At 36.2% G+C, this 21,455-nt stretch carries 18 protein-coding genes; 13 read left to right on the forward strand and 5 right to left on the reverse strand.

Going from position 1 to position 21,455, the window contains the following annotated elements:
- Positions 1 to 554 precede the first annotated feature (554 nt).
- Positions 555 to 1,160 carry an SAM-dependent methyltransferase gene (locus H280_RS0113355; RefSeq protein ID WP_020061636.1) on the forward strand — a complete coding sequence of 202 codons (606 nt, stop codon included), beginning with the start codon at positions 555 to 557 and terminating at the stop codon, positions 1,158 to 1,160.
- A 212-nt stretch (positions 1,161 to 1,372) separates the two neighbouring features.
- On the opposite strand, the gene H280_RS0113360 is transcribed toward H280_RS0113355, so the two are convergent.
- Positions 1,373 to 2,533 (reverse strand): MFS transporter, encoded by a 1,161-nt coding sequence (locus tag H280_RS0113360; protein WP_020061637.1) that lies wholly within the window; start codon positions 2,531 to 2,533, stop codon positions 1,373 to 1,375.
- A gap of 82 nt (positions 2,534 to 2,615) precedes the next feature.
- Here H280_RS0113360 and yeiL point away from each other — a divergent pair, with 82 nt between their 5' ends.
- From yeiL to H280_RS0113400, 8 genes are all read left to right on the forward strand, one after another.
- A complete protein-coding gene (gene yeiL / locus H280_RS0113365; protein WP_020061638.1) occupies positions 2,616 to 3,287 on the forward strand; it encodes a transcriptional regulator YeiL in 672 nt (223 codons plus the stop codon).
- Positions 3,288 to 3,444: 157 nt separating this feature from the next.
- On the forward strand, positions 3,445 to 4,488 hold the full coding sequence (gene adhP / locus H280_RS0113370; protein WP_020061639.1) for an alcohol dehydrogenase AdhP: 1,044 nt from the start codon (positions 3,445 to 3,447) through the stop codon (positions 4,486 to 4,488).
- A 582-nt stretch (positions 4,489 to 5,070) separates the two neighbouring features.
- Complete coding sequence (locus H280_RS0113375; protein ID WP_020061640.1) at positions 5,071 to 5,604, forward strand: sigma-70 family RNA polymerase sigma factor; 534 nt, start codon at positions 5,071 to 5,073, stop codon at positions 5,602 to 5,604.
- A gap of 4 nt (positions 5,605 to 5,608) precedes the next feature.
- Complete coding sequence (locus H280_RS0113380) at positions 5,609 to 6,016, forward strand: PadR family transcriptional regulator (RefSeq protein ID WP_020061641.1); 408 nt, start codon at positions 5,609 to 5,611, stop codon at positions 6,014 to 6,016.
- Between the two features lie 7 nt (positions 6,017 to 6,023).
- Entirely contained in the window at positions 6,024 to 7,289 is a 1,266-nt protein-coding gene (locus H280_RS0113385; RefSeq protein WP_020061642.1) for an FtsW/RodA/SpoVE family cell cycle protein, read from the forward strand.
- Between the two features lie 326 nt (positions 7,290 to 7,615).
- Entirely contained in the window at positions 7,616 to 8,260 is a 645-nt protein-coding gene (locus tag H280_RS0113390) for a LytTR family DNA-binding domain-containing protein (RefSeq protein WP_020061643.1), read from the forward strand.
- Between the two features lie 127 nt (positions 8,261 to 8,387).
- Entirely contained in the window at positions 8,388 to 9,902 is a 1,515-nt protein-coding gene (locus H280_RS0113395) for an acetyl-CoA hydrolase/transferase family protein (protein ID WP_020061644.1), read from the forward strand.
- 339 nt (positions 9,903 to 10,241) lie between these two features.
- Positions 10,242 to 11,723, forward strand: coding sequence for a WD40/YVTN/BNR-like repeat-containing protein (locus H280_RS0113400; protein ID WP_028411230.1), 1,482 nt, complete (start codon positions 10,242 to 10,244; stop codon positions 11,721 to 11,723).
- Between the two features lie 73 nt (positions 11,724 to 11,796).
- Here H280_RS0113400 and ahpF read toward each other — a convergent pair whose 3' ends face one another.
- Positions 11,797 to 13,323, reverse strand: a complete 1,527-nt coding sequence (ahpF, locus tag H280_RS0113405) for an alkyl hydroperoxide reductase subunit F (RefSeq protein ID WP_020061646.1) — start codon at positions 13,321 to 13,323, stop codon at positions 11,797 to 11,799.
- Positions 13,324 to 13,337: 14 nt separating this feature from the next.
- The gene (gene ahpC / locus H280_RS0113410) at positions 13,338 to 13,901 is read right to left on the reverse strand and encodes an alkyl hydroperoxide reductase subunit C (protein ID WP_020061647.1); all 564 of its coding nucleotides are present in this window, start codon (positions 13,899 to 13,901) and stop codon (positions 13,338 to 13,340) included.
- A 254-nt stretch (positions 13,902 to 14,155) separates the two neighbouring features.
- On the opposite strand from ahpC, the gene H280_RS0113415 reads away from it, so the two are divergent.
- From H280_RS0113415 to H280_RS0113425, 3 genes are all read left to right on the forward strand, one after another.
- Entirely contained in the window at positions 14,156 to 14,386 is a 231-nt protein-coding gene (locus H280_RS0113415) for an excisionase family DNA-binding protein (RefSeq protein WP_028411231.1), read from the forward strand.
- Between the two features lie 474 nt (positions 14,387 to 14,860).
- Positions 14,861 to 16,093 carry an ATP-binding protein gene (locus H280_RS0113420; RefSeq protein WP_020061649.1) on the forward strand — a complete coding sequence of 411 codons (1,233 nt, stop codon included), beginning with the start codon at positions 14,861 to 14,863 and terminating at the stop codon, positions 16,091 to 16,093.
- Between the two features lie 136 nt (positions 16,094 to 16,229).
- Positions 16,230 to 17,342, forward strand: a complete 1,113-nt coding sequence (locus H280_RS0113425; protein WP_020061650.1) for a PRK06851 family protein — start codon at positions 16,230 to 16,232, stop codon at positions 17,340 to 17,342.
- A 27-nt stretch (positions 17,343 to 17,369) separates the two neighbouring features.
- Here H280_RS0113425 and H280_RS0113430 read toward each other — a convergent pair whose 3' ends face one another.
- On the reverse strand, positions 17,370 to 18,587 hold the full coding sequence (locus tag H280_RS0113430; protein ID WP_020061651.1) for an NAD(P)/FAD-dependent oxidoreductase: 1,218 nt from the start codon (positions 18,585 to 18,587) through the stop codon (positions 17,370 to 17,372).
- A 145-nt stretch (positions 18,588 to 18,732) separates the two neighbouring features.
- Here H280_RS0113430 and H280_RS0113435 point away from each other — a divergent pair, with 145 nt between their 5' ends.
- Positions 18,733 to 19,506, forward strand: a complete 774-nt coding sequence (locus tag H280_RS0113435; protein ID WP_020061652.1) for a nucleotidyltransferase domain-containing protein — start codon at positions 18,733 to 18,735, stop codon at positions 19,504 to 19,506.
- A gap of 217 nt (positions 19,507 to 19,723) precedes the next feature.
- Here H280_RS0113435 and H280_RS0113440 read toward each other — a convergent pair whose 3' ends face one another.
- Positions 19,724 to 21,250 (reverse strand): FAD-dependent oxidoreductase, encoded by a 1,527-nt coding sequence (locus tag H280_RS0113440; protein ID WP_020061653.1) that lies wholly within the window; start codon positions 21,248 to 21,250, stop codon positions 19,724 to 19,726.
- Positions 21,251 to 21,455: the final 205 nt, after the last annotated feature.

Here is a 21,455-nt window from a genome sequence, read left to right on the forward strand (position 1 = left end):
AAGAGCTTTTAAAAGCAGTAATGTAAGTTTATTATTCCGCAATTATTTATAAAAATTATCATACAAATGATCTGTATATGAAAGATAAATAGATGTACAGAGCAGAGGAGGAAATCATATGGAAATCGCAATGGCAGTTTTAAAATTTATAGGTGGAATACTTCCATTCGTAGAAGAGCTTTTAAAAGCAGTAATGTAAGTTTATTATTCCGCAATTATTTATAAAAATTATCATACAAATGATCTGTATACCAAATATAAATTGATGTACAGATCATTTGTGTGAGCAAAGTCCCTTTAGTATAATGAAGGGACTTTTTTTAGGTTTCTATATACTTTTCTTGCTAATAAGTTTGATTATGGTAGTAAGATAAAATTATATTCTCAAAACAAAAAAATTATCTTTCCATATTTTTTCGTTTTGGGGGATTTAATTTCGTTAGGTTAATGGCAAGATGGTGGTCTTACTGCCCGTTAATACGGGATAAAAAACGGAAAATCAAAAAGAGCCTCGATTGTATCAAGATTCTTTTTGTAGAGAGTAGGATAAATACATGAACGAACAATATTACGACGCGGTGTTACATATAAAAACAGTAGGAGAGCAAAAAGAGTTCTACAAGTCTTTGCATTATCATCGTTATGAACCAACACCATATCATGCACTCGAAACATTATTTGCTCAATATGACTTAAAAAGCAGTGACCGAGTTGTTGATTTTGGATGCGGGAAAGGACGATTAAATTTCTATATTCATCATTTCTATCATGCGTCGGTTGTGGGGATAGAAATGAATGAAACATTTTATAAAGAAGCGATGGAAAATCGAGATCGCTATATAAAGAAGGAGAAAAAAGGTAGAGATAAAATCCACTTTCAATGTTGCTTAGCGCAAGAGTACAAGATTGATCCGCTTGATAATAAATTTTACTTCTTTAATCCGTTTTCGGTGCAAGTATTTATGAATGTTATTAATAATATATTATTCTCAGTAGAACAAGTGGAACGGGAAGTAGAGCTGATTTTATATTATCCATCGGAAGATTATATTTATTTTTTAGATAATCAAACCTCGTTTGAATTGAAAGAGGAAGTGAGATTGCCGGGATTGTATGAGCGGAATTCGAATGAGCGGTTTTTGGTGTATCAGTTGGGGTAGTAGTTAGAATTAATTATGCAGAACCGGACCATAAATAAATGAGTTTTTTCATACACAGCAAAGTTTTACTACAAAATGACTAGGCTTATCCAAAACGGATAAGCCTAGTCATTTTGTAATAGCTCTATGTTTCGGCGAGGATATGTAAATATGCCTTAATTTTTGAGTGAAGATTTACTCAGCTTTTTTAGATAAAAGAAGTAAATAGAAATTTAAATTTCTTTTCTAAGTTCCAGTTTTCTATATAAAAGTGCAAGTAGCATGGATGGAATGGTACAAACAATCATTCCGATAAAGGCATATCTTGGCTCAATTTCGTATAAATAGGCACCGAAAATTGTAAATACGGCAGTGCTCCAGCTTAGAGCCAACGCTGAATATATGCCTTGTGCTTTCGGAATCTGTGTATGTGAAATGTTTTTGACTAGGTATTTCATAAAGGCATAATGCCCCATAGCAAATGAGCATGCATGCAACGTTTGCGCGATACAGAAAACAATTACATTAGGAAAGGCAAATACTAATATCCAACGTACGGAAGAACCAAGTGCTGCCAGTGCGAGTAAGGATCCTACTGAAAAGTTATGAAACTTCCGGTCTGCGATTGAGAAAAAAATGATTTCCGCGATTACGGCAATGTTAATAATTACACCTATTAAATATTTGGGTGCATGGATTTCTTGTAAAAAGAGATAACCATAATTGTAATAAGAAGCGTGTGCCGCTTGCAGTAAAATTACTATAATGAGTACCAAACTAAAGTGCTTGATATGAAATAATTTTAACATGCCTTCTTTTTGTACTTGGTCTGATTGAGGCTTTTTAGATAGAATGACAGGTGCACGCATAAAACCAAGACACACGAATATCACTGTGCCAAGTAACAGGGCCCATAAAATCATTTCATCTCCAAGCATCCCTGTAAAGATAGATAAAATCATGCCGGCTAGGACGAATCCGATGGATCCCCATTGACGGCTTCTCCCGTAATCTTTTAATTGGTTACTTTGTACGAGTACGCCAGCAGCGCTATCTAAAGCAGGCATCAATGTTGGATAAAAAAAGTGGAATGCTAATGTGACTATAAGTAAGCTAGTAAAGGAACTTGCCGGAATATAACACAGAATAGCAATCAGCGTACTGATTCCCGCCCCATTTAATAAGGTTTTACTACTAAATTTCCCTGATAAATAAGGAAATGCAAATAATGTGGAAAGGCCTCTTGCAACTAAACCTAAGCTCATAATCAAGCTAGCTTGAGGGACCGTAATTCCTTTTGTATGAATCATCCACCCTGTCCAATAGGGTAGAAAAATTCCCCATGTCATAAAAAAACTAAAAAACTGTATACTCATCCAGCGATGTGTGTTCATGCTGTATCCCCTCCATAGTTTGCATGTTATCATGTAAATACGTAAAAATAATATGAGATATCTCATATTTTTGAGGTGGATTATGGAAATCTACAAAGGTGAGAAAAAGCGAATGCAGTTGAAGAAGAGCTCTATTAGGCATTTATTTTCTTTTCCAGTTGAAGAGTTTATGGAAGTGCACGAGTATGAACGGGATGAGTGGATTATTCAAGAAGGCATGAGAACAGATTTTCTATTTTATGTTATTGAAGGGAAAGCAAAGATATATGTAACACATCAAAATGGAAAAGTTTCCTTAATTAATTTTATCAACACAAATGAGTACATTGGTGAAATGGAATTATTTAATGAGGTGTACTATACAAAAGGAATTCAAGCATCAATGAAGACCATTTGTTTTGCTCTTCCTATTCATCGCTGCCGCACACAATTGATGGAAGATGCAAAATTTCTACGTGAATTAACTAAGTTTTTAAGTATAAAGGCAACACTTATGGCTGCAAAGTATTCACAAAGCCTTGCCTTTCCGCTTGAAAACCGGCTTGCAGATTTTATTTTGCAAACAGCTTATGAAGGGGTCTATAAGGAGAAACATGTAACGGTTTGTGATTATTTAGGTGTATCCTATCGTCACTTATTGCATGTACTAACACAATTTTGCGATAAAGGGTATTTGCAAAAGGAAGGGCGATACTATCAAATTGAACAGTACCATTCTTTATATGAACTTGCAGAGATGTTGAAGAATAAGTAACCATTTAGATAAAAGAATGACGATAGAAGATATCCCCTTTGCATAATATTTCAAAAATTGTTCGATATTTCATAATTGATGTTTCAAATTCCATGTTATGATTAATTGGTAAAGATTGACTTGTATGAATTTTGGAACATTAAAGGGGAGATCACATATGAAAGCAGTAGTGGTTAATAAAAACAGCAAAGCAAACATTGAAGTTATTGAAAAAGAATTACGTCCGTTACGCTCAGGTGAAGCACTAGTAGATGTAGAGTATTGTGGAGTTTGCCACACTGACTTACACGTTGCGAACCATGATTTTGGTAACACAGATGGCCGCATCCTTGGTCACGAGGGTGTAGGTATTGTTACTGAAATTGCAGATGATGTTACTTCACTTAAGGTTGGTGACCGTGTAAGTATCGCATGGATGTTCCAATCTTGTGGCCGTTGTGAGTATTGTGTAACTGGTAGAGAAACATTCTGTCGTGAAGTTAAGAATGCTGGTTATTCAGTAGATGGTGGCATGGCTGAACAATGTATCGTTACTGCTGATTATGCGGTAAAAGTACCAGAAGGATTAGACCCTGTTCAAGCATCATCAATTACATGTGCAGGCGTAACTACATACAAAGCTATTAAAGTATCAGACATTAAACCAAGTCAACCTATCGTAATCTACGGTTGTGGTGGGTTAGGTAACCTAGCTATTCAATACGCTAAGAAGGTATTTTGTGCGAAGGTAATTGCGGTAGATATCAATGACGATAAATTAGCATTAGCTAAAGAAGTTGGCGCTGATATGACTATTAACCCAATTACGCAAGGTCCTGCTGAAAAGATTGTACAAGAGGTGTTTGGTGGCGCTTATGCTGCTGTAGTAACAGCGGTTTCTAAAGTAGCCTTCAACTCAGCAGTTGATGCAGTACGTGCTTGCGGTAAAGTAGTTGCGGTAGGCTTACCAGTAGAAACGATGGACTTAAACATTCCACGACTTGTACTAGATGGAATTGAAGTAGTTGGTTCTCTAGTTGGTACTCGTAAGGATCTAGAGGAGGCATTTATGTTCGGTGCAGAAGGCAAAGTAGTGCCGGTTGTTCAAACTTGCTCACTAGATGAAGTGCAAGATGTATTCGAAGAAATGGAACAAGGTAAGATTCAAGGTCGTATGGTAATTGATTTTAAACAACACAAGTGTAATTGCGGGTGTAAATAACTTGTAACTACTCCGTTACTTTCTATAGATAATAAGGAGCATATTTTCGCTGGTATGATTCTCTTAATAAATATTAAAAGGTAGCTTCTTGGGAATGAGTTCAGTATTGAACTGAACTCATTCATTAAGAAGATTGGCGAAAATAACAATCGAGTTTGGGCTAGTCGTGATAGCCTATAACTTTCTCAAAAATAATAAAACCCACGTAGAAATTAAATTTTCTCTGTGGGTTTTATTCATTTAAAGGGGCTTTTGTGATAACCTCTTTTTCATCTCAGAAATATTAGGAATTCTATTTTTGGGTATTTAAAATGAATATCATGTAAATACATTTGGAAATTTATATAATAAATAATGAAGTTTATATTGTATAATGCGGAAAATATGGAAATTTTTATTTTAGCTAATTTCATGCAAGGAGAAACACAAAATTTTTGAAGATATATTGCCTTTAATGTGATCTTGAAATAAAGACAGGTTTAACAAAAACGGTATGGACATTTCCAACCGTTTTTCTTTTAAGGAATTTAAAAAACTTTTCAATGGAGTACGTCGTCTAATCAATTGAAAGGAGGAACTGATGTGGATGAATTAACAGCAGAGGTGTTTGAAGTAGAAGATAAAGAGGTACTTATAGATGAGATAATGAACAAGTATGGACAGGAGATTTTACAACTTGTTTATTCATATGTAAATAACAAAGAGGTCGCTGAGGACTTGACGCAAGATATATTTGTTAAATGTTATAAATCTCTTCATACATACAAGGGGAAATCGAAGTTAAGAACATGGTTGTGGAGAATTGCTATTAATCATTGTAAGGACTATATAAAAAGTTGGTATAACAAAAAGGTAATCGTTACAGAAAATGAATTTACTTATACTGGGGTTCAAAAAGAAAGCGTTGAACAGACTGTTATTCAAAATGATGAGGATCATAGGCTGGCTTCTGCAGTAATGAACTTACCAATAAAATATCGAGAAGTGATTTATCTCTTTTATTTTGAAGAATTGTCAATCAAAGATATTGCTATGGTAATAGAAGTGAAGGAAAACACTATTAAAACAAGACTTAAAAGAGCAAAGGAACTCTTGAAGATAGGATTGGAGGAATAATCAAATGGAAGATCGATTAAAAGGGCTACGAAAATCAATGGAGAAAACAACCTTTAAACATTTGAGTTTTTCTGATCAGCATCGAAAGCAGGTACACGAAGAAATCAATAAATCATACGAAAATGAAGAAGATATCTTTTTAGCAGTTTTACAGCTTCTCATTTATGAAAAAACAGGATACGAATTGGCACAGCTATTACGGGGGAGAGGGATTCAAAAATTCGAAGGAAATGAAGGGTTTTTATACACCTTATTACATCGCCTGGAACAGAATCATTTTATCCAATCAAGTTGGGATCATTCAGGAGCTAAATATTATCAATTAAATGACAAGGGAAGAAAGATGCTACGAAAGGTAGAAAAATCTTCTACAAAGAAACAATTTATACTAAAAGAATTGATACAGGAGTGAGGCGAAATTGAACAAAAGAGGGGATCGCTTTTTAAAAGAAGTTACCAATCATATTAAATCAAAAGAAGCAAAGAGCTTTGTGGCAACTGAACTAGATTTTCACTTGAAGCAGGCGAAGAATATGTGGATAGAGAAAGGGTTAAGTGAGGAAGTTGCTGAAGACAAAGCTGTTGAACAAATGGGAAGTCCAATCAAACTTGGACAAGAACTTAACAAACTTCATAAGCCAAAGGTTGATTGGTTCATTATTATTTTATTAGTGGCTGCTATGGGGCTAGGTTTTTTGCCGGTTGTAGCTTTTGGACATACGAATGATTTACTAATAAATAAGGTGATATTTGTTATTCTTGGTGTTGTAACAGCTTTTGGGATGATGCTGATTGATTATCGGAAATTAGAGAGACTGGGATGGCTGTTTTACATAATTGGAGTACTCATCTTGTTAATGATAAGCTATTTTCCAAACGCTATGCGCAGTGGAGAACCTTTGATACGAATTGGCCCCCTTACAATTGGAAGTTTAATGGCTGTACCATTCTTTTTTCTAGCTTGGGCTTCTTTTTTCAATAATAGTAGGTTAAAGGTTTGGTATCTTGGGATTTTGTGCTTATTTTCTTTATATCTATTCTTAACTATACCAAATCTCTCAGAAACCTTTATCTATACCATGATGGTATTCGTTATGCTTTGGTGGAGTAAGTTAGGTAAGAAAAAGGCACTGATCATTACAGTTGTATCAATTTGTTTATCTATCATCGGTGGATTATTTTTCTGGTCCTCAGTCAACGCATACCGGATGGATAGAATTTTAGGGTTTTTAAACCCAGAAAATTACGCAGGTGGTCCGGGTTATATGTATGTACGTTTAAAAGAGTTAATGTCGTCAGCAGGGTGGTTTGGTACATCTGGAAATATGGAGTTCACTCCTGCTGCACGTACCGATTTTGTGTTTGCAAGTCTGACTTACTATTATGGGTACTTACTTGCGTTGATCCTTGTCTTAATTCTTTCCCTTTTTGTAGTAAGGATAATGGTCACATCTCATAAAATAAATGATCGTTACGGTAAATTGCTTCTTGTTGGTGGAGTGACGCTTTTTGTAGTCCAGTTCATTTATAACGTTGGAATGATCCTAGGTTTATTACCGATCGCTTCTATATCTTTGCCTTTTATTAGCTACGGACTGATGCCAACTCTGTTTAATGCATTTTTAATGGGTATCGTGTTAAGTGTGTATCGACGTAAAAATTTGATATTAAGTAGTTGCATTTAAAGGTTGAATGAACGGTTTTTTGTGTATCGGCTTTGGGATTCATTGCGCAGAATTGTATCATGAGTAAATGTAAAAAGAAGGAGCACATGTTCATCATGCACTCCTTCTTTTTCGTACTGTTTGCTTCACTACTCAGGCATTAATGGGCAGTGTTAATACGGGATAAAAATGGACCTAGATCTCTTTGTTTTAAAACTTTGCGCGTGACAGAAAAGGGCCCTGACCGCCTATGCATGGCTAGATACCCTTGTCCACCGAAAAAGAATGGTTTTATGACGGTTTCGTATTAATAATAGTAGTATAATAGTGACTGAGGTGTTGAAAATATGGAAGATATAACCTTAGGATTACTACTGGATGTCGTTGGTGAATTATTTTCAGATGAAATCTCAATTGCCGTTTCGAATATAGAAGAATATATCTACTATCGGCCAAGTAAACGAATTGATTTAAAAATTAGCACCGGGGACCCAATAAAGGAAGGGACGATTGCCCATAAGGCGATTGTGACGAAGCAAAAGGTTTCTGAGTTTATTGACCGGGATGTTTTTGGTATTCCTTATCATGGAATGGCCGTACCATTTTTTAATAACGGGAAGCTTGAAGGCTGCGTGACGGCAATTTATCCGGCTTTAACGGATGGAAAGTCGGTCGTTACCTTAAAAACAACGGACGGCTGGGTCCCGATTCCTTTTTCAAAGGTCATTTATTTAGAGGCCAAAGATAAAAAGACGTATGTGAATTCAGAAGAGTTATCAGGAACACATAAATATTCGCTACAAGAATTTGAATATTTGCTTCCGAAGGATTCGTTTATTAGGTGTCACCGCTCATTTATTGTAAATGTCAATCATATTAAAGCGATTTATCCTGATACTCATTCTACTTTTTTGCTTTCGATGGATAATGGTGAGAGGGTACCAGTTAGTCAATCATACGCCAGTTATTTTCGTAAACTTCTAGGATTCTAGATTTTTCTGCTTCAGAGCCTAGATTCGCTCCTTTATCTGAATTTTCGGTATCGTATACCAAAATCCCTATTTTAATAGTGTTAATGTGTAAAATAATTATGAATATTCATTAAGAGAGGGATTACATATGGAGAACAATTTGGATAGAATCAGGGACCATCGTCTGAAGGACCGAGTAGTTACACCTGAAGAAGCGGCTTCCTGGATTGAGAGTGGAATGACTTTAGGTTTAAGTGGGTTTACACGTGCAGGTGATGTGAAAGCAGTCCCATTTGCGCTTGTGAATCGCGTTAAGGATGATAAATCATTTAAAGTAAATGTTTATACTGGAGCTTCGTTAGGTTCGGATGTGGATAAATTATTTGCTGAAGCAGGAATTTTAGGGAAAAGATTGCCTTTCCAAGCCGATCCAACTATGCGAAAGGGAATTAATGATGGAGACCTTTTATTTGTAGATCAGCATTTATCTCATACAGCGGAGCTACTCCGTGCTGATGTTATGGATATAGATGTTGCTATTTTGGAAGCGGTTGCAATTTCTGAGGACGGAATGCTTATTCCAACCACTTCAATTGGAAATTCCTTAGCATTTGCTCTAAATGCCAAGTCCATTATTATTGAAATGAATATGGCTCAATCGTCGCAACTAGAGGGGTTGCATGATTTATATGAACCTGGAAAGCAAGGGGAAAGATCTCCAATTCCGCTCGTGAAATCAGATGATCGGATTGGAACGATCGGTATTCCGATTGATGTTGAAAAAGTGAAGGGTATTGTGTTTACGAACCAACTTGATTCGCCATCGACGATTGTTCCTCCAGATGAAGAAACTGTTATTATGGCACAGCATTTAATAGAGTTCCTTCGAAAAGAAGTAAAAGTAGGCCGATTAACGAATAGTTTAGCGCCATTACAATCGGGAATTGGTTCAGTGGCCAATGCAGTGCTGCATGGAATGTTAGATTCGGAGTTTGAGGATCTAGAAGTTTATTCCGAGGTATTACAGGATGCGGTCTTTGATCTTATGGATGCTGGGAAAGTCCATTTTGCTTCTTGTTGCTCCATCACGCTTTCTGAAGAGAAAATGCAACAGGTATTTGCCAATTTTGAAAAATATCGCGACAAATTAATGATGCGCCCACAAGAGATTTCCAATCATCCTGAAATCATTCGCCGTCTTGGATTAATTTCAATTAATACTGCTTTAGAATTAGATATATACGGAAATGTCAATTCTACTCACGTATTAGGTACAAAAATGATGAACGGTATTGGTGGTTCTGGTGATTTTGCAAGAAATGCACGCTTAGCTATTTTTGTTACGAAATCAATTGCGAAAGGCGGTAATATTTCAAGTATCGTTCCTTTCGTCTCTCACGTAGACCATACGGAACACGATGTCGATGTAATCGTAACAGAACAGGGGTATGCTGACTTAAGAGGGCTGGCGCCAAGAGAAAGAGTGGAACTAATTATTGAGAATTGCGCGCATCCAATGTATCGTGACCAGCTACGAGCTTATTACGAAGAAGCACAAACAAGGGGTGGACAAACTCCTCATGTTTTAGAAAAAGCTTTCTCTTGGCATACGAATTATGCTAAAAATGGAACAATGATTGAAAAGGTACTGGAAACTGTATAAGCAAGTAATAATAAACCACAAACAGGGGATTCCATTTCATATTAAAGAATTGAAGTTAAGAGTTATAAACCATACATCTTCTATTCATATACAAGGACAGGCTTACTTAAGTGAGCTTGTCTTTTTTATTTACTTTTCATCCCTATATAGATGCAAACTGAAAAACTAACATAAAAACCCTTTTCTTTTTCAGTGGGCGAGAGCAACTGACCATGCATAGCAGCGACTTATATGTTAAAAAATCAACTTGTATTTATCTATATCAATGCCGATTCAAGGGTTATACAAATATTTGGTAAAACAAAGTATACTTAATGTCATGAATACATTTAATTGGGAGTGATTTCTATATTTAGGGAAAATGCAAAAAGGATATTTATATCATTATTAACAAATCCAATATTAATAATTGGATACGGGATTTTTTGTTATGAGTTAGCTTTATACTGTAAGTATGGAAGAATGAATTATAATATTTATATTTTGTTATTATGTATAGTGCTTTTTATATCCATAGCTACATTTACTACAATGCGAGTGATAAAAGATAGAGAATATGAATCTGAAAAATTAACTAATTCAACTGCATGGAAATACATTTCTATTATCATTATTGTTGTAATTACATCATTTTATGGATTACAGATTTATAAAAGTGCAATAAATTTAGATGGCAAACTGGCATGGTTTATAGAAAGATTAAAACACGAAAGGTCAGTTAAACTTAAACATAATAATATATATGAATCTGGAGTAGAAGGTATTTTTGGAGATATAAATAAAAAGTATCCTTTGCCAAAGAAATTATATATGGCAACTGATTTTGATCTTACATTTCATTCAGATGGAACAATTACAGCGTTTGGTACATTTGTTTATGGGAAAAATGCTGATGGGAAAGTGGAAACTTATTTAATATCTTATAATAAGAAGAAATCAGAAGATATTACTATAATACGAGATGGGTATGCAAATCCTGATTATGATGATGATAAATTAGTAGAGCCTCTAATTAAAACGGTTAAGGCTATTCCAGTTAAGCGAACGGTTAGTAAGTGGGATGAGAGTGAGTATGGATTGATTTATTATGGGAAAAGGGATTGGGGATACAATACAGAGGGAATTATTAATATTACTGAGGATGGTAAGGAGCATAGCCCTAAAGAAGCAGCTTCTGAAATCATTGGATATACTGTATCTATATTTGTCCCTGGAAAAGAGAAAGAGTTAGTACCTGCTAGATATAACTTAATATGTGACGCAAATTGGAGTAAATCAAAGACTCCTCCAAATAAAGATAGGTTTAAAGAGAAGAAACAAGATTTAACAAATGAAAAGGAACAGTTTTTCCTATCAAAAGAAGTTGGTTATAAACTAAATATGACAGATAAAGCATTAGGTAGTGCTTTTTATTCACTAAGCAAGACGATTGATGGAGGGAAAACATGGGAGGTTATCAATCCAGACCCATTCAACAGAGGAATTGGTAGTGTATCAGGAATAACCTTTATAAGTGATAAACTTGGATTTTTAGCAGCAGTTAGACCTTCTGGTAATGAGGGAGAGCTATATCGTACAGATGATGGGGGCCTGTCTTTCAAAAAGGTAGATTATCCGCCTCACGAAGTGAAGTTAGATCATACACAGTCTATAATAAGACCTTTTGATTCTCCAGGTATGCCATATGAGAAAGATGGAGTTTTCAATATGTTAGTTGGACAAGGAGCAGATGGAGACTACAATGGCGATAGTAGTGCACTTTATCAATCAAAGGATAAAGGAGAGACATGGGAATTTGTAGAGGAAGTTAAAAAGAAATAACGAGAATGGAATTGTTTTTTTCAAAAAAAGAAAGCCGCTACACTACCAATTAGGTAGCGGCTTTCTTTTTTTATTAATTGCGGATTAGATAATCAAATGCACCTAAAGCTGCATTAGCTCCTGATCCCATAGAAATAATGATTTGTTTATATGGGTTATTTGTACAGTCACCTGCAGCAAATACGCCCGGTACGTTTGTAGCGCCGTGCTTGTCTGTTACGATCTCACCGCGATTACGTTCAACTGTATCGCCTAACCAGTCTGTGTTTGGTACAAGACCGATTTGAACGAATACACCTTGAAGTTCAATGTGATGAACTTCTTCTGTTTCACGATCGATGTAAGAAATACCGTCTACTTTGTCAGTACCAGTGATTTCTTTCGTTTGTACGTTCTTTAGAACCGTTACATTCGGTAAGCTGTAAAGACGTTCTTGTAATACAGCATCCGCTTTTAGTTCTGGCATGAATTCAAGAACAGTTACGTGTTTTACGATACCTGCTAAGTCAATTGCTGCTTCAATACCAGAGTTACCGCCGCCGATAACTGCTACGTGTTTTCCTGTGAATAATGGACCGTCACAGTGAGGGCAGTATGCTACCCCTTTGTTTTTGAACTCAGCTTCACCTGGTACGCCAACATTGCGCCAACGAGCACCTGTTGAAATGATTACGCTCTTACTTTTTAGAACAGCGCCGTTTTCCAGTTCCACTTCAATAAGTTCTTTCTTTTCTAAACGTTTTGCACGTTGTAAGTTCATAACATCAATGTCGTATTCTTTTACGTGTTCTTCAAGGCTTGCTACGAGTTTAGGGCCTTCAGTGTGTTTTACGCTAATAAAGTTCTCGATACCCATCGTATCCATTACTTGACCGCCGAAGCGTTCTGCAACGATACCTGTGCGAATGCCTTTACGCGCTGCATAAATTGCTGCACTTGCACCAGCTGGGCCGCCGCCAACAACAAGAACATCGTATGGATCTTTATTAGAAAGCTCTGATGCATCAGGACCGTTACCCATCTTAGCAAGAATTTCTTCAAGTGTCATACGACCGCTGCTTAAGAATTCACCGTTTAAGTAAACAGATGGTACTGCCATGATGTCTTTGCTTTCTACCTCTTCTTTAAATGCAGCGCCGTCAATCATAGTATGTGTAATACCAGGATTTAGAACGCTCATTACGTTCAAGGCTTGCACAACATCAGGACAGTTATGACAGCTTAAGCTGATGTAAGATTCAAAATGATATGCACCTTGAATGTTTTTTACTTGATCAATTACTTTTTGTTCAACTTTTGGAGCTCTTCCGCTAACTTGTAGTAAAGCTAACACTAATGAAGTAAATTCATGTCCTAGAGGGATACCAGCAAACGTTACGCCAGTGTTCTCACCGATACGATTTACACTGAAGCTTGGTGTTCTCTCCAATTGTGTTTTTTCTACTGTAATTTTAGAAGACATAGTTGCTAGCTCGTCAACTAGAGCTAGCATGTCTTTTGATACGTTATCGGATCCTGCACTTACTTTAAGGAGTACATCGTTCTCCATTAGTTGAAGATATTGGGCTAATTGTGCTTTTATATCTGCATCTAGTATCATTTTGAGTATGCTCCTTAAATTTTGCCTACAAGGTCAAGGCTTGGTTTAAGTGTTGCAGCACCTTCTTGCCATTTAGCTGGGCAAACTTCACCTGGATTGTTGCGAACGTATTGTGCAGCTTTGATTTTGTTAACAAGGATGCTTGCATCACGGCCGATACCGTCTGCATTAATTTCCATAGATTGGATAACGCCATCTGGATCGATGATGAATGTACCACGAGCAGCAAGACCTTCTGATTCAACTAATACGTTGAAGTTAGTAGAGATTGTGCGTGTTGGGTCACCAATCATAATATACTCGATTTTACCGATTGTTTCTGAGCTATCGTGCCATGCTTTATGTGTAAAGTGAGTGTCTGTTGAAACAGAATACACTTCAACTCCTAATTCTTTTAAAGCAGCGTATTGGTTTTGTAAGTCTTCAAGTTCAGTTGGGCACACGAATGTGAAGTCAGCTGGGTAGAAGCAAACTACGCTCCATTTGCCTTTGAAGTTCTCTTCAGTAACCTGAATAAATTCACCGTTGTGGTAAGCTGACGCATTGAATGGTAATACTTCTGTTCCAATTAATAACATAATAAATTCCTCCTAAGTATATGTTCTGAGAATCATAGATTACTCAGTATGTTGTTTGGTTAAAATATAATAATTCTAATTCAATATTCATTATCATATAAAAGTTTTTATTTTGTCAAGAGAAATGTTTGATGCATGACTAGCTCCTCAGTATACAAAGTATGTGGTAAAGTTGATATAGATGGAAATTGAATCGATTCGTAAAAGGAGTAATTTCATTTACTCCTTTTATTATTAAGAAAGGACTGAACACATTGTATTTAACGATAAAAGAAGCAGCTGAATTTCTAAGTATGCCAGAAGCGTATATCGAAAGCTTAATTCAACAAAAACGCATACGTGCCGTTCATGACGGGAAGCAGTATTTATTGAATAAAGAGCAGTTTAATACACATTTAGAACAAATGGAGAAATATAAAAGGTTAGTAGAAGAAATATTAAATGAACCAATTCCAGAAGATATGGATGTGAAAGATGAAGACTAGGAAGTATTTCCTAGTCTTTATTTATATGTATAACTAAAAAAACATAAAACCCCTTTCTTTTAGAGGAGGACGAGAGCAACTGGCCGTGCATAGGAGCGGTCAGGGCCTTTTCCTGCCACATGCAAAGTTTAAAACAAAGATAGACAGCAAGTAGCGGCCATGTTTTGTTCTGCATAGCAGCGACTTAGATGTTAAAAAACGACATAAAACCTCTTTCTTTTAGAGGAGGACGAGAGCAACTGGCCGTGCATAGGAGCGGTCAGAGCTTTTTCCTGCCACATGCAAGGTTTAAAATAAAATGACAAAGCGAGTGCAAGTCATGTTTCGTTCTGCATAACGGCGACTTATATGACGGAAAATTAAAATGGATATATAGGTAAACTGTTTATTATTTTTTAATATAGGATTGTAGGTTACAGGTATATCGCTATAATGAAAATGATGGAAATTTTTTATAATCAAAGGAGTTTTAAAATGAACAAAGCTCATACACTTATACAAGAAGAAGTGAAAGCATTAAAGCTTTTTTTAAGTTTATTTTATATAATCTTCTTCTTAAGTGACATCCTGTATTATTATTTTGATCCAAAAGTACGAATGGGAGATAGCTGTATAGGTTTTCCGGAAGGTAGTTTAGGATTATGGATGTATGCTTTTATGTTTTTATTGTTATTAATCTCTATCTATTTTACAAAAAAGAAACATGTATATTTAGTAAAGTATATTATTTTTATAGGATATGTTTTTATTGATTTGATTAATAATATACTAATTTATTATGGAAATACAAAACCATTTGCTGATGGTAATACAGTAGAATCGTTTTTACTATTATTTTCTCCTATTTTTGTGAATAAACGATATTTTTGGATAGTGTCCCTTGGGCTTGTTGGAAAGTATGCCTTTTTAGGAGTTATATTACATACACTAATTGTCCTTGTCCCTATTGTGCTATGTGTAAGTTTTGCAACAATCGCATTTATTTTGTTAACACGTTTTCAATCGTATGTACGCACAATTAAAAGTATGCTTGAAGAGGCACAACAAGCTGAAAAATTAGCGGTTATCGGAAAAATGGCGGCTACGATTGCCCATGAGATACGCAATCCATTAACATCATTAAAAGGCTTTACGCAGTTGCAGCGGGAAAAACATCCTGAAGATGCAGCATACTATAACATCATGGTGCAGGAGATTGAACGTCTGAATGCGATTGTTAGTGAATTAATGGTTCTTGGAAAACCGAAACAGAGACAATACGCACTACATAATATAAAAGATATTTTATATTACGTGATTTCGATTGTAGAACAGCCAGCTTCTCAATATGGTATTACCATCACAACAGCGTTTGCGAAAAAGATACCTTCTATACAGTGTGATGAGAAACAGATGAAACAAATATTTCTTAACATTATTAAGAACGCAATTGAATCTATGCCTGGCGGCGGTAATATTATTGTGGAAGCGAATGTAGTTCATAAGCAGATTGTAGTGAGAGTGACTGACGAAGGATGCGGGATCAGTAAAGAGAAAATAGATAAAATAGGTGCGGCTTTTTATACGACAAAGGAAGATGGAACAGGTTTAGGGTTAATGGTTACATACAAAATTCTTGAAGAACATCAAGGGGAAATGGAATTTGAAAGCGAACCTGGTATTGGAACAAAGGTACATATCAAGTTGCCGGTAGAAAAAGAGAATTAAATATAAGTGAAAAAACGCTTCTTTCAGAAAGCTAGTTGTTTTTTAATTTATATTCATAGGTAGGTATTCACCTGTTTTTTCTTACTTGCATATCGTAGCTTATGTAGTGAAACTGCTTACAAGGGAGTGAAAGGCAGTGACAGGAAACATAAAAAATTATTATGCGGGCGGTAATACAGCAAGGGGATTTTACAGTTTGTATGAAGAGAACCTAACGGAATTAGACCGATTATTTATTCTAAAGGGCGGGCCTGGAACGGGAAAATCTTCACTGATGAAGGCGATTGGTCGTGAGTGGGTGAAGAAAGGATACGATATTGAGCTGTTACATTGTTCATCTGACAATCATTCAATTGATGGTGTGATCATTCCCGCGTTAAAAGTAGGGATTGTTGATGGAACGGCACCGCATGTGATTGAACCGAAAATGCCAGGTGTTGTAGAAGAGTATGTAAACTTAGGGATCGCTTGGGATTCTGCTGAGCTTAGGAAACAGAAAGGTGAGATTGTCCATTATACATCAGAAGCGACGAGTGCGTTTCAGTCAGCTTATGCGTGCTTTAAGACGGCGCTAGAGATTCATGATGAATGGGAGAAGTTTTATATTGACCACATTGATTTTGAAAAGGCAAATGAATTAACAAAGCAGCTTGTGCAGCAATTTTTTACTGATAAAACGTGTGCGAAAGAAGCGAATGTGAAGCATCGTTTTTTAGGCGCAGCAACGCCAAAAGGAGCAGTTGATTTTGTTCCGAATTTAACGGAAGATGTACCAAAGCGTTATTTTATAAAAGGGCGGCCTGGTTCCGGAAAATCGACGATGTTAAAGAAATTAGCAGCGACAGCTGAAGAGAAAGGATTCGATGTTGAGATCTATCATTGCGGCTTTGATCCAAATAGTCTTGATATGGTCATTGTTAGAGAACTTGGCTTTGCTATTTTTGATAGTACAGCACCGCATGAATATTTTCCAACTCGTGATAGTGATGAAATCATTGATATGTATGAGCTTATTATTGAACCGGGAACAGATGAGAAGTATGCAGTAGAAATTCAAGATGTATCAAGACGCTATAGAGAGAAAATGAATGAAGCGATGTCCTATTTAGCAAAGGCAAAATCTGTGCGTGATAAACTAGAGAAAATTTATATTGCAGCGATGGACTTTGAAAAAGTGGATGCATGTAAAGATGAAATTCAAGCGGAGTTTGAGCGGATTGCAGAACGTGTTGCCGAGAAGCAAAAGTGAAGAAAAGATGAGATACTTTGTTGTATCTCATCTTTTTAAAATCGGTCGTGTTTGTCTGTATAAATCAAGATTTGGACTTGATCCATTTATAATAACATCATGAATAATTCTCGCGAACACCATGCTGTACACTATGCCATTATCCCCATAAGGATAGATAAAATAGCAGTTAGGCATTTCATCATATATCCCAATCATCGGTAATCCATCATGCGTGCCGCCGTAAAAAGCACCGAAATAAAATTCAGGTTTTACATCGATATTGGGAAACAACTTTTGAAATTCTTTTAATAATGTATCTCGTTTATGGATGAGCCTCGCATCTCGTTCTTCGGCGATACCTGTATCTTCATCAAGTCCGCCGATAATAACGCGGTTGTCAGCAGTGGTTCGTATATAACTATATGGACGAGCTGTTTCCCAAATAAGTGTCTGTTTGTACCAGGAAGAAAAATCAGATACAGGGGTTGTGACAATTGCATAAGAACTGCTTAGTGTTGCATTTTTGTCTTTTTTAAACTCTAATCCTTCATAACCAGCAGCAATAATTACTTTTTTGGCAGTGATAGTATGACCGTTTTTTGTAAAAAAAGTAGTTGTATCTGTTTCTAATTTCTGCCCTGTTATTTCAGTATCTTCGTATATTTGAACTCCTTTATCTGCCGCTTGTTTAATTAGGCCGTGCGTATATTTATATGGATTAATTTCACCGTCATTATATGTATAAAGAGCAGCGTGTTTTTGGAAGGGATACTTTTGGCCAATTTGTTTTTCTGTTAACAAAACTGCTTTGAAACCATGCTTTTGTAAGTAATAAAGTTCTTTTTCTAGTTTCTTAACATCACTTTCATAGCTGGCATAGTACAAGCTATCACGTCGAATAAAATCAGCTGAAATGGGTAGATTTTGAGAAGCAGCTTCAATATCGCCAATGGCTTGTTCGCATAATTTAAAATGACGAACGGCATGTTCTTCTCCAAACGTATTTACAAGCTCAAAAAACATTTTTTCACCTAAATATTGAATGAGTCCCGTGTTTGGCAAATTGCTTCCATGTCCAACTTTTCTTTTATCAACAACAACGACGCGTAAATTTGTTTCACTTAAGAAATGTGAAAATTGTGCTCCAGAACTTCCTGCACCTATAATTAACACATCACATGTTATATCCTCTTGCAAAGAAGGGTAAGTGGGTGGGCTTGGGAGAGTTGTTGTCCAAAATATTTTACCTGTGTGTAAATCCATTTCTATACACCTGCCTAAATGAAAATCATATCTTCTCCTAAAGTTACCGAATTATTGAAGTTGTATACGTTTTGGAATAAAAAGAAGGAATCTTATTATATTTGTCGAATTTCCGGGGAAATGATCAGAAAATGAGAGTGATTTTATGAAAGAGAAAATCCAATTCGAATTAGAAAGAATCGAGAAAGAGAATGATGTGAAAATCTTGTTTGCGGTTGAATCAGGGAGCCGGGCCTGGGGATTTCCATCAAAAGATAGCGACTATGATGTGCGTTTTGTATACGTAAACCGAGTGGAATGGTATTTATCAATTGAACAACAGCGAGATGTTATTGAGTATCCAATTAACGATGCCCTTGATATAAGCGGCTGGGAACTCCGCAAGGCACTGCAGCTATTTTCTAAATCGAATCCAGCTTTGTTAGAATGGATCAGTTCACCAATTGTATACACTAAGGCATCTAATCTTTCCGAGCGTTTGCAGGAAATGAGTAGTCAGTTTGATCCAAAAGCAACGGTATATCATTATTTACATATGGCGTCTAAAAACTATCGCGCCTTTTTGCAAGGTGAAGAAGTGAAGCTGAAGAAATACTTTTATGTATTACGTCCAATCTTAGCTTGCAAATGGTTAGAAGAAAAAAGAAAATTGCCGCCTGTTGAGTTTGAAAAATTAGTGAATGGACTAGCACTGAATGCGGCACTTTTACAAGAGATAGCAAAGCTGCTTGAAAAGAAAAAAGCAGGAATTGAGCTGGATGTAGGTCCGAAAATTACGTTATTAAATGAATTTCTAGAAGAGCAGATTATCTATTATGAAGAGTACGTGAAGAGTGTAGAAAAGAGATCCGTTATCGATATTGAAAAGCTAAATGTACTGTTTCGAGATATGTTGCAAAAAAGCTGGAAAGAGCACTAATTATAAAAGTGCTCTTTCTTATATGAGAGAGGAAAGATAACAATCCATTTTAGGTTTTCGACATCCAATTCGCGGCTATACAAAATACAACATAACCGCTACTCGCATACTCCTTTTGTTTAAAACCTCGCAAGTGGCAGAAAAGGGCCCTGACCGTTACTCTGCACGGTCAGACGCTCTCGTCCTTCCTAAAAAGAAAGAGGTTTTAAATCTTTACTTACATATCCTCAATTCTTTTTAACGCCTCATCCGCCGGCCCTTCAATTACCTCTCCTTTAATTGAAAAACGTGAACCGTGACAAGGACAATCCCATGTACATTCACCGCTATTCCACTCTACTTCGCAACCTAAATGTGTACAAGTGGTATCGACAATGTGAAGCTTACCATTATCATCTTTATACGCACCGGCACGTTTTCCGTTTACATTTACAACAGCACCTTCTCCGTTTTCGAGATCTTCTGGTTTTCGAAGAGCAAACTCCAGTTTTCCTTCAATTAAATGTTTTGCTACGTCGAGGTTTTGTGTAACAAACGTTTTTAAATCTGGATGCGCATGGAATCGTGATGGTGCATAGAGTTCTTTATATGGACTATCAATTTTCATAATGGATGCTTTTAGCAGTAAAGCTGCTGCAGTCCCATTTGTCATGCCCCATTTGCGGTAACCTGTTGCTACAAAAATGTTAGGATTATTTTCATTAATGTGCCCGACATAAGGAACTTTATCGAGTGTGATTAAGTCTTGTGTTGCCCATCTGTATGGGATTTCTTCTATGCCAAAGGTTTCTTCGCCAAATGTTTGCAGTGCTTCGTAATGGTTCATCATATTGATGCCTTGTCCCGTTTTATGACTTTCACCACCAATTAACACAAGTTTTTCGCCATCCATTGTAGTGTAGCGGAGGGATCGTTTTGGGTTATCGACGCTTATATACATTCCTCCTGGATACTCTTGCTTTGTTTTCACGCCAAGGACATAAGAGCGTTCTGCGTACATTCTTGCGAAGAAGAAGCTAGTTGCATCATAAAAAGGAAAGTGTGAACAAGAAATAACGTGACTACAGGTGATTCGATGCCCATCTTTTGTAATCACTTGTTGATAAGCTCCTTTTTCTACATCAATGGCAGTTGTATTTTCATATAGAACGCCGCCATATTCAATGAACTGTTCGACAAGTGCTGTTAGGTAGCGAAGCGGATGGAATTGCGCTTGATTTCTTATAACAAGTGCAGCTTTTACAGGAATAGGAAGCGGGATCTTTTCTACATATTCACCGGGGATATTAAGCTGTTTGTATGCTTCTAATTCTTCTGTTAATTTGTGTAGATTATCGATTGAGTTTGTATATAGATAAGCATCTTCTTCTATGAAATCACATTGAATATTGTGCTGCTGTACCGTATCTTTTATAAATCGCAGTGCTTCATTGTTTGCCTCGTAATATAATTTCGCTTTTTCTTCTCCAAAGTGATTGATGAGTTCATTGTAAATCAGATCATGCTGCGTTGTAATTTTTGCCGTTGTATGTCCAGTTGTTCCGTTTAAAATATTTCCTGCATCAATTAAAGCTACTTTGACTCCTTCCTTAGCGAGCAAGTAGGCAGTTGTGATGCCAGTGATACCTGCTCCGACAATGGCAACTTCCGTTCTGATATTTTCTGTTAGCTTTGGGAAGGTAGGTAATTGAATAGAATCACGCCAATATGGTTCAGGAAATTTTGGGAGCTGATTGTATTCCAAGTGAATGCACCTCTTATTCTAATAATTTCTTGTTAGTTATTTTTTCCAACTTGGGGGAATTTCATGTATTTAAATTGAATTACTAAAAATTATTTTTAAATAATTTTTTTAGAGGGAGTTCTATATACAATTTTGCATTTTAAGAGACTTGGCAGAACGTAGAATAAATAAGATAAGTATAGTGTTTATCATGAAATGAAGTGAT

Source organism: Bacillus sp. 123MFChir2, from assembly GCF_000383235.1.
Taxonomy (GTDB): domain Bacteria; phylum Bacillota; class Bacilli; order Bacillales; family Bacillaceae_G; genus Bacillus_A.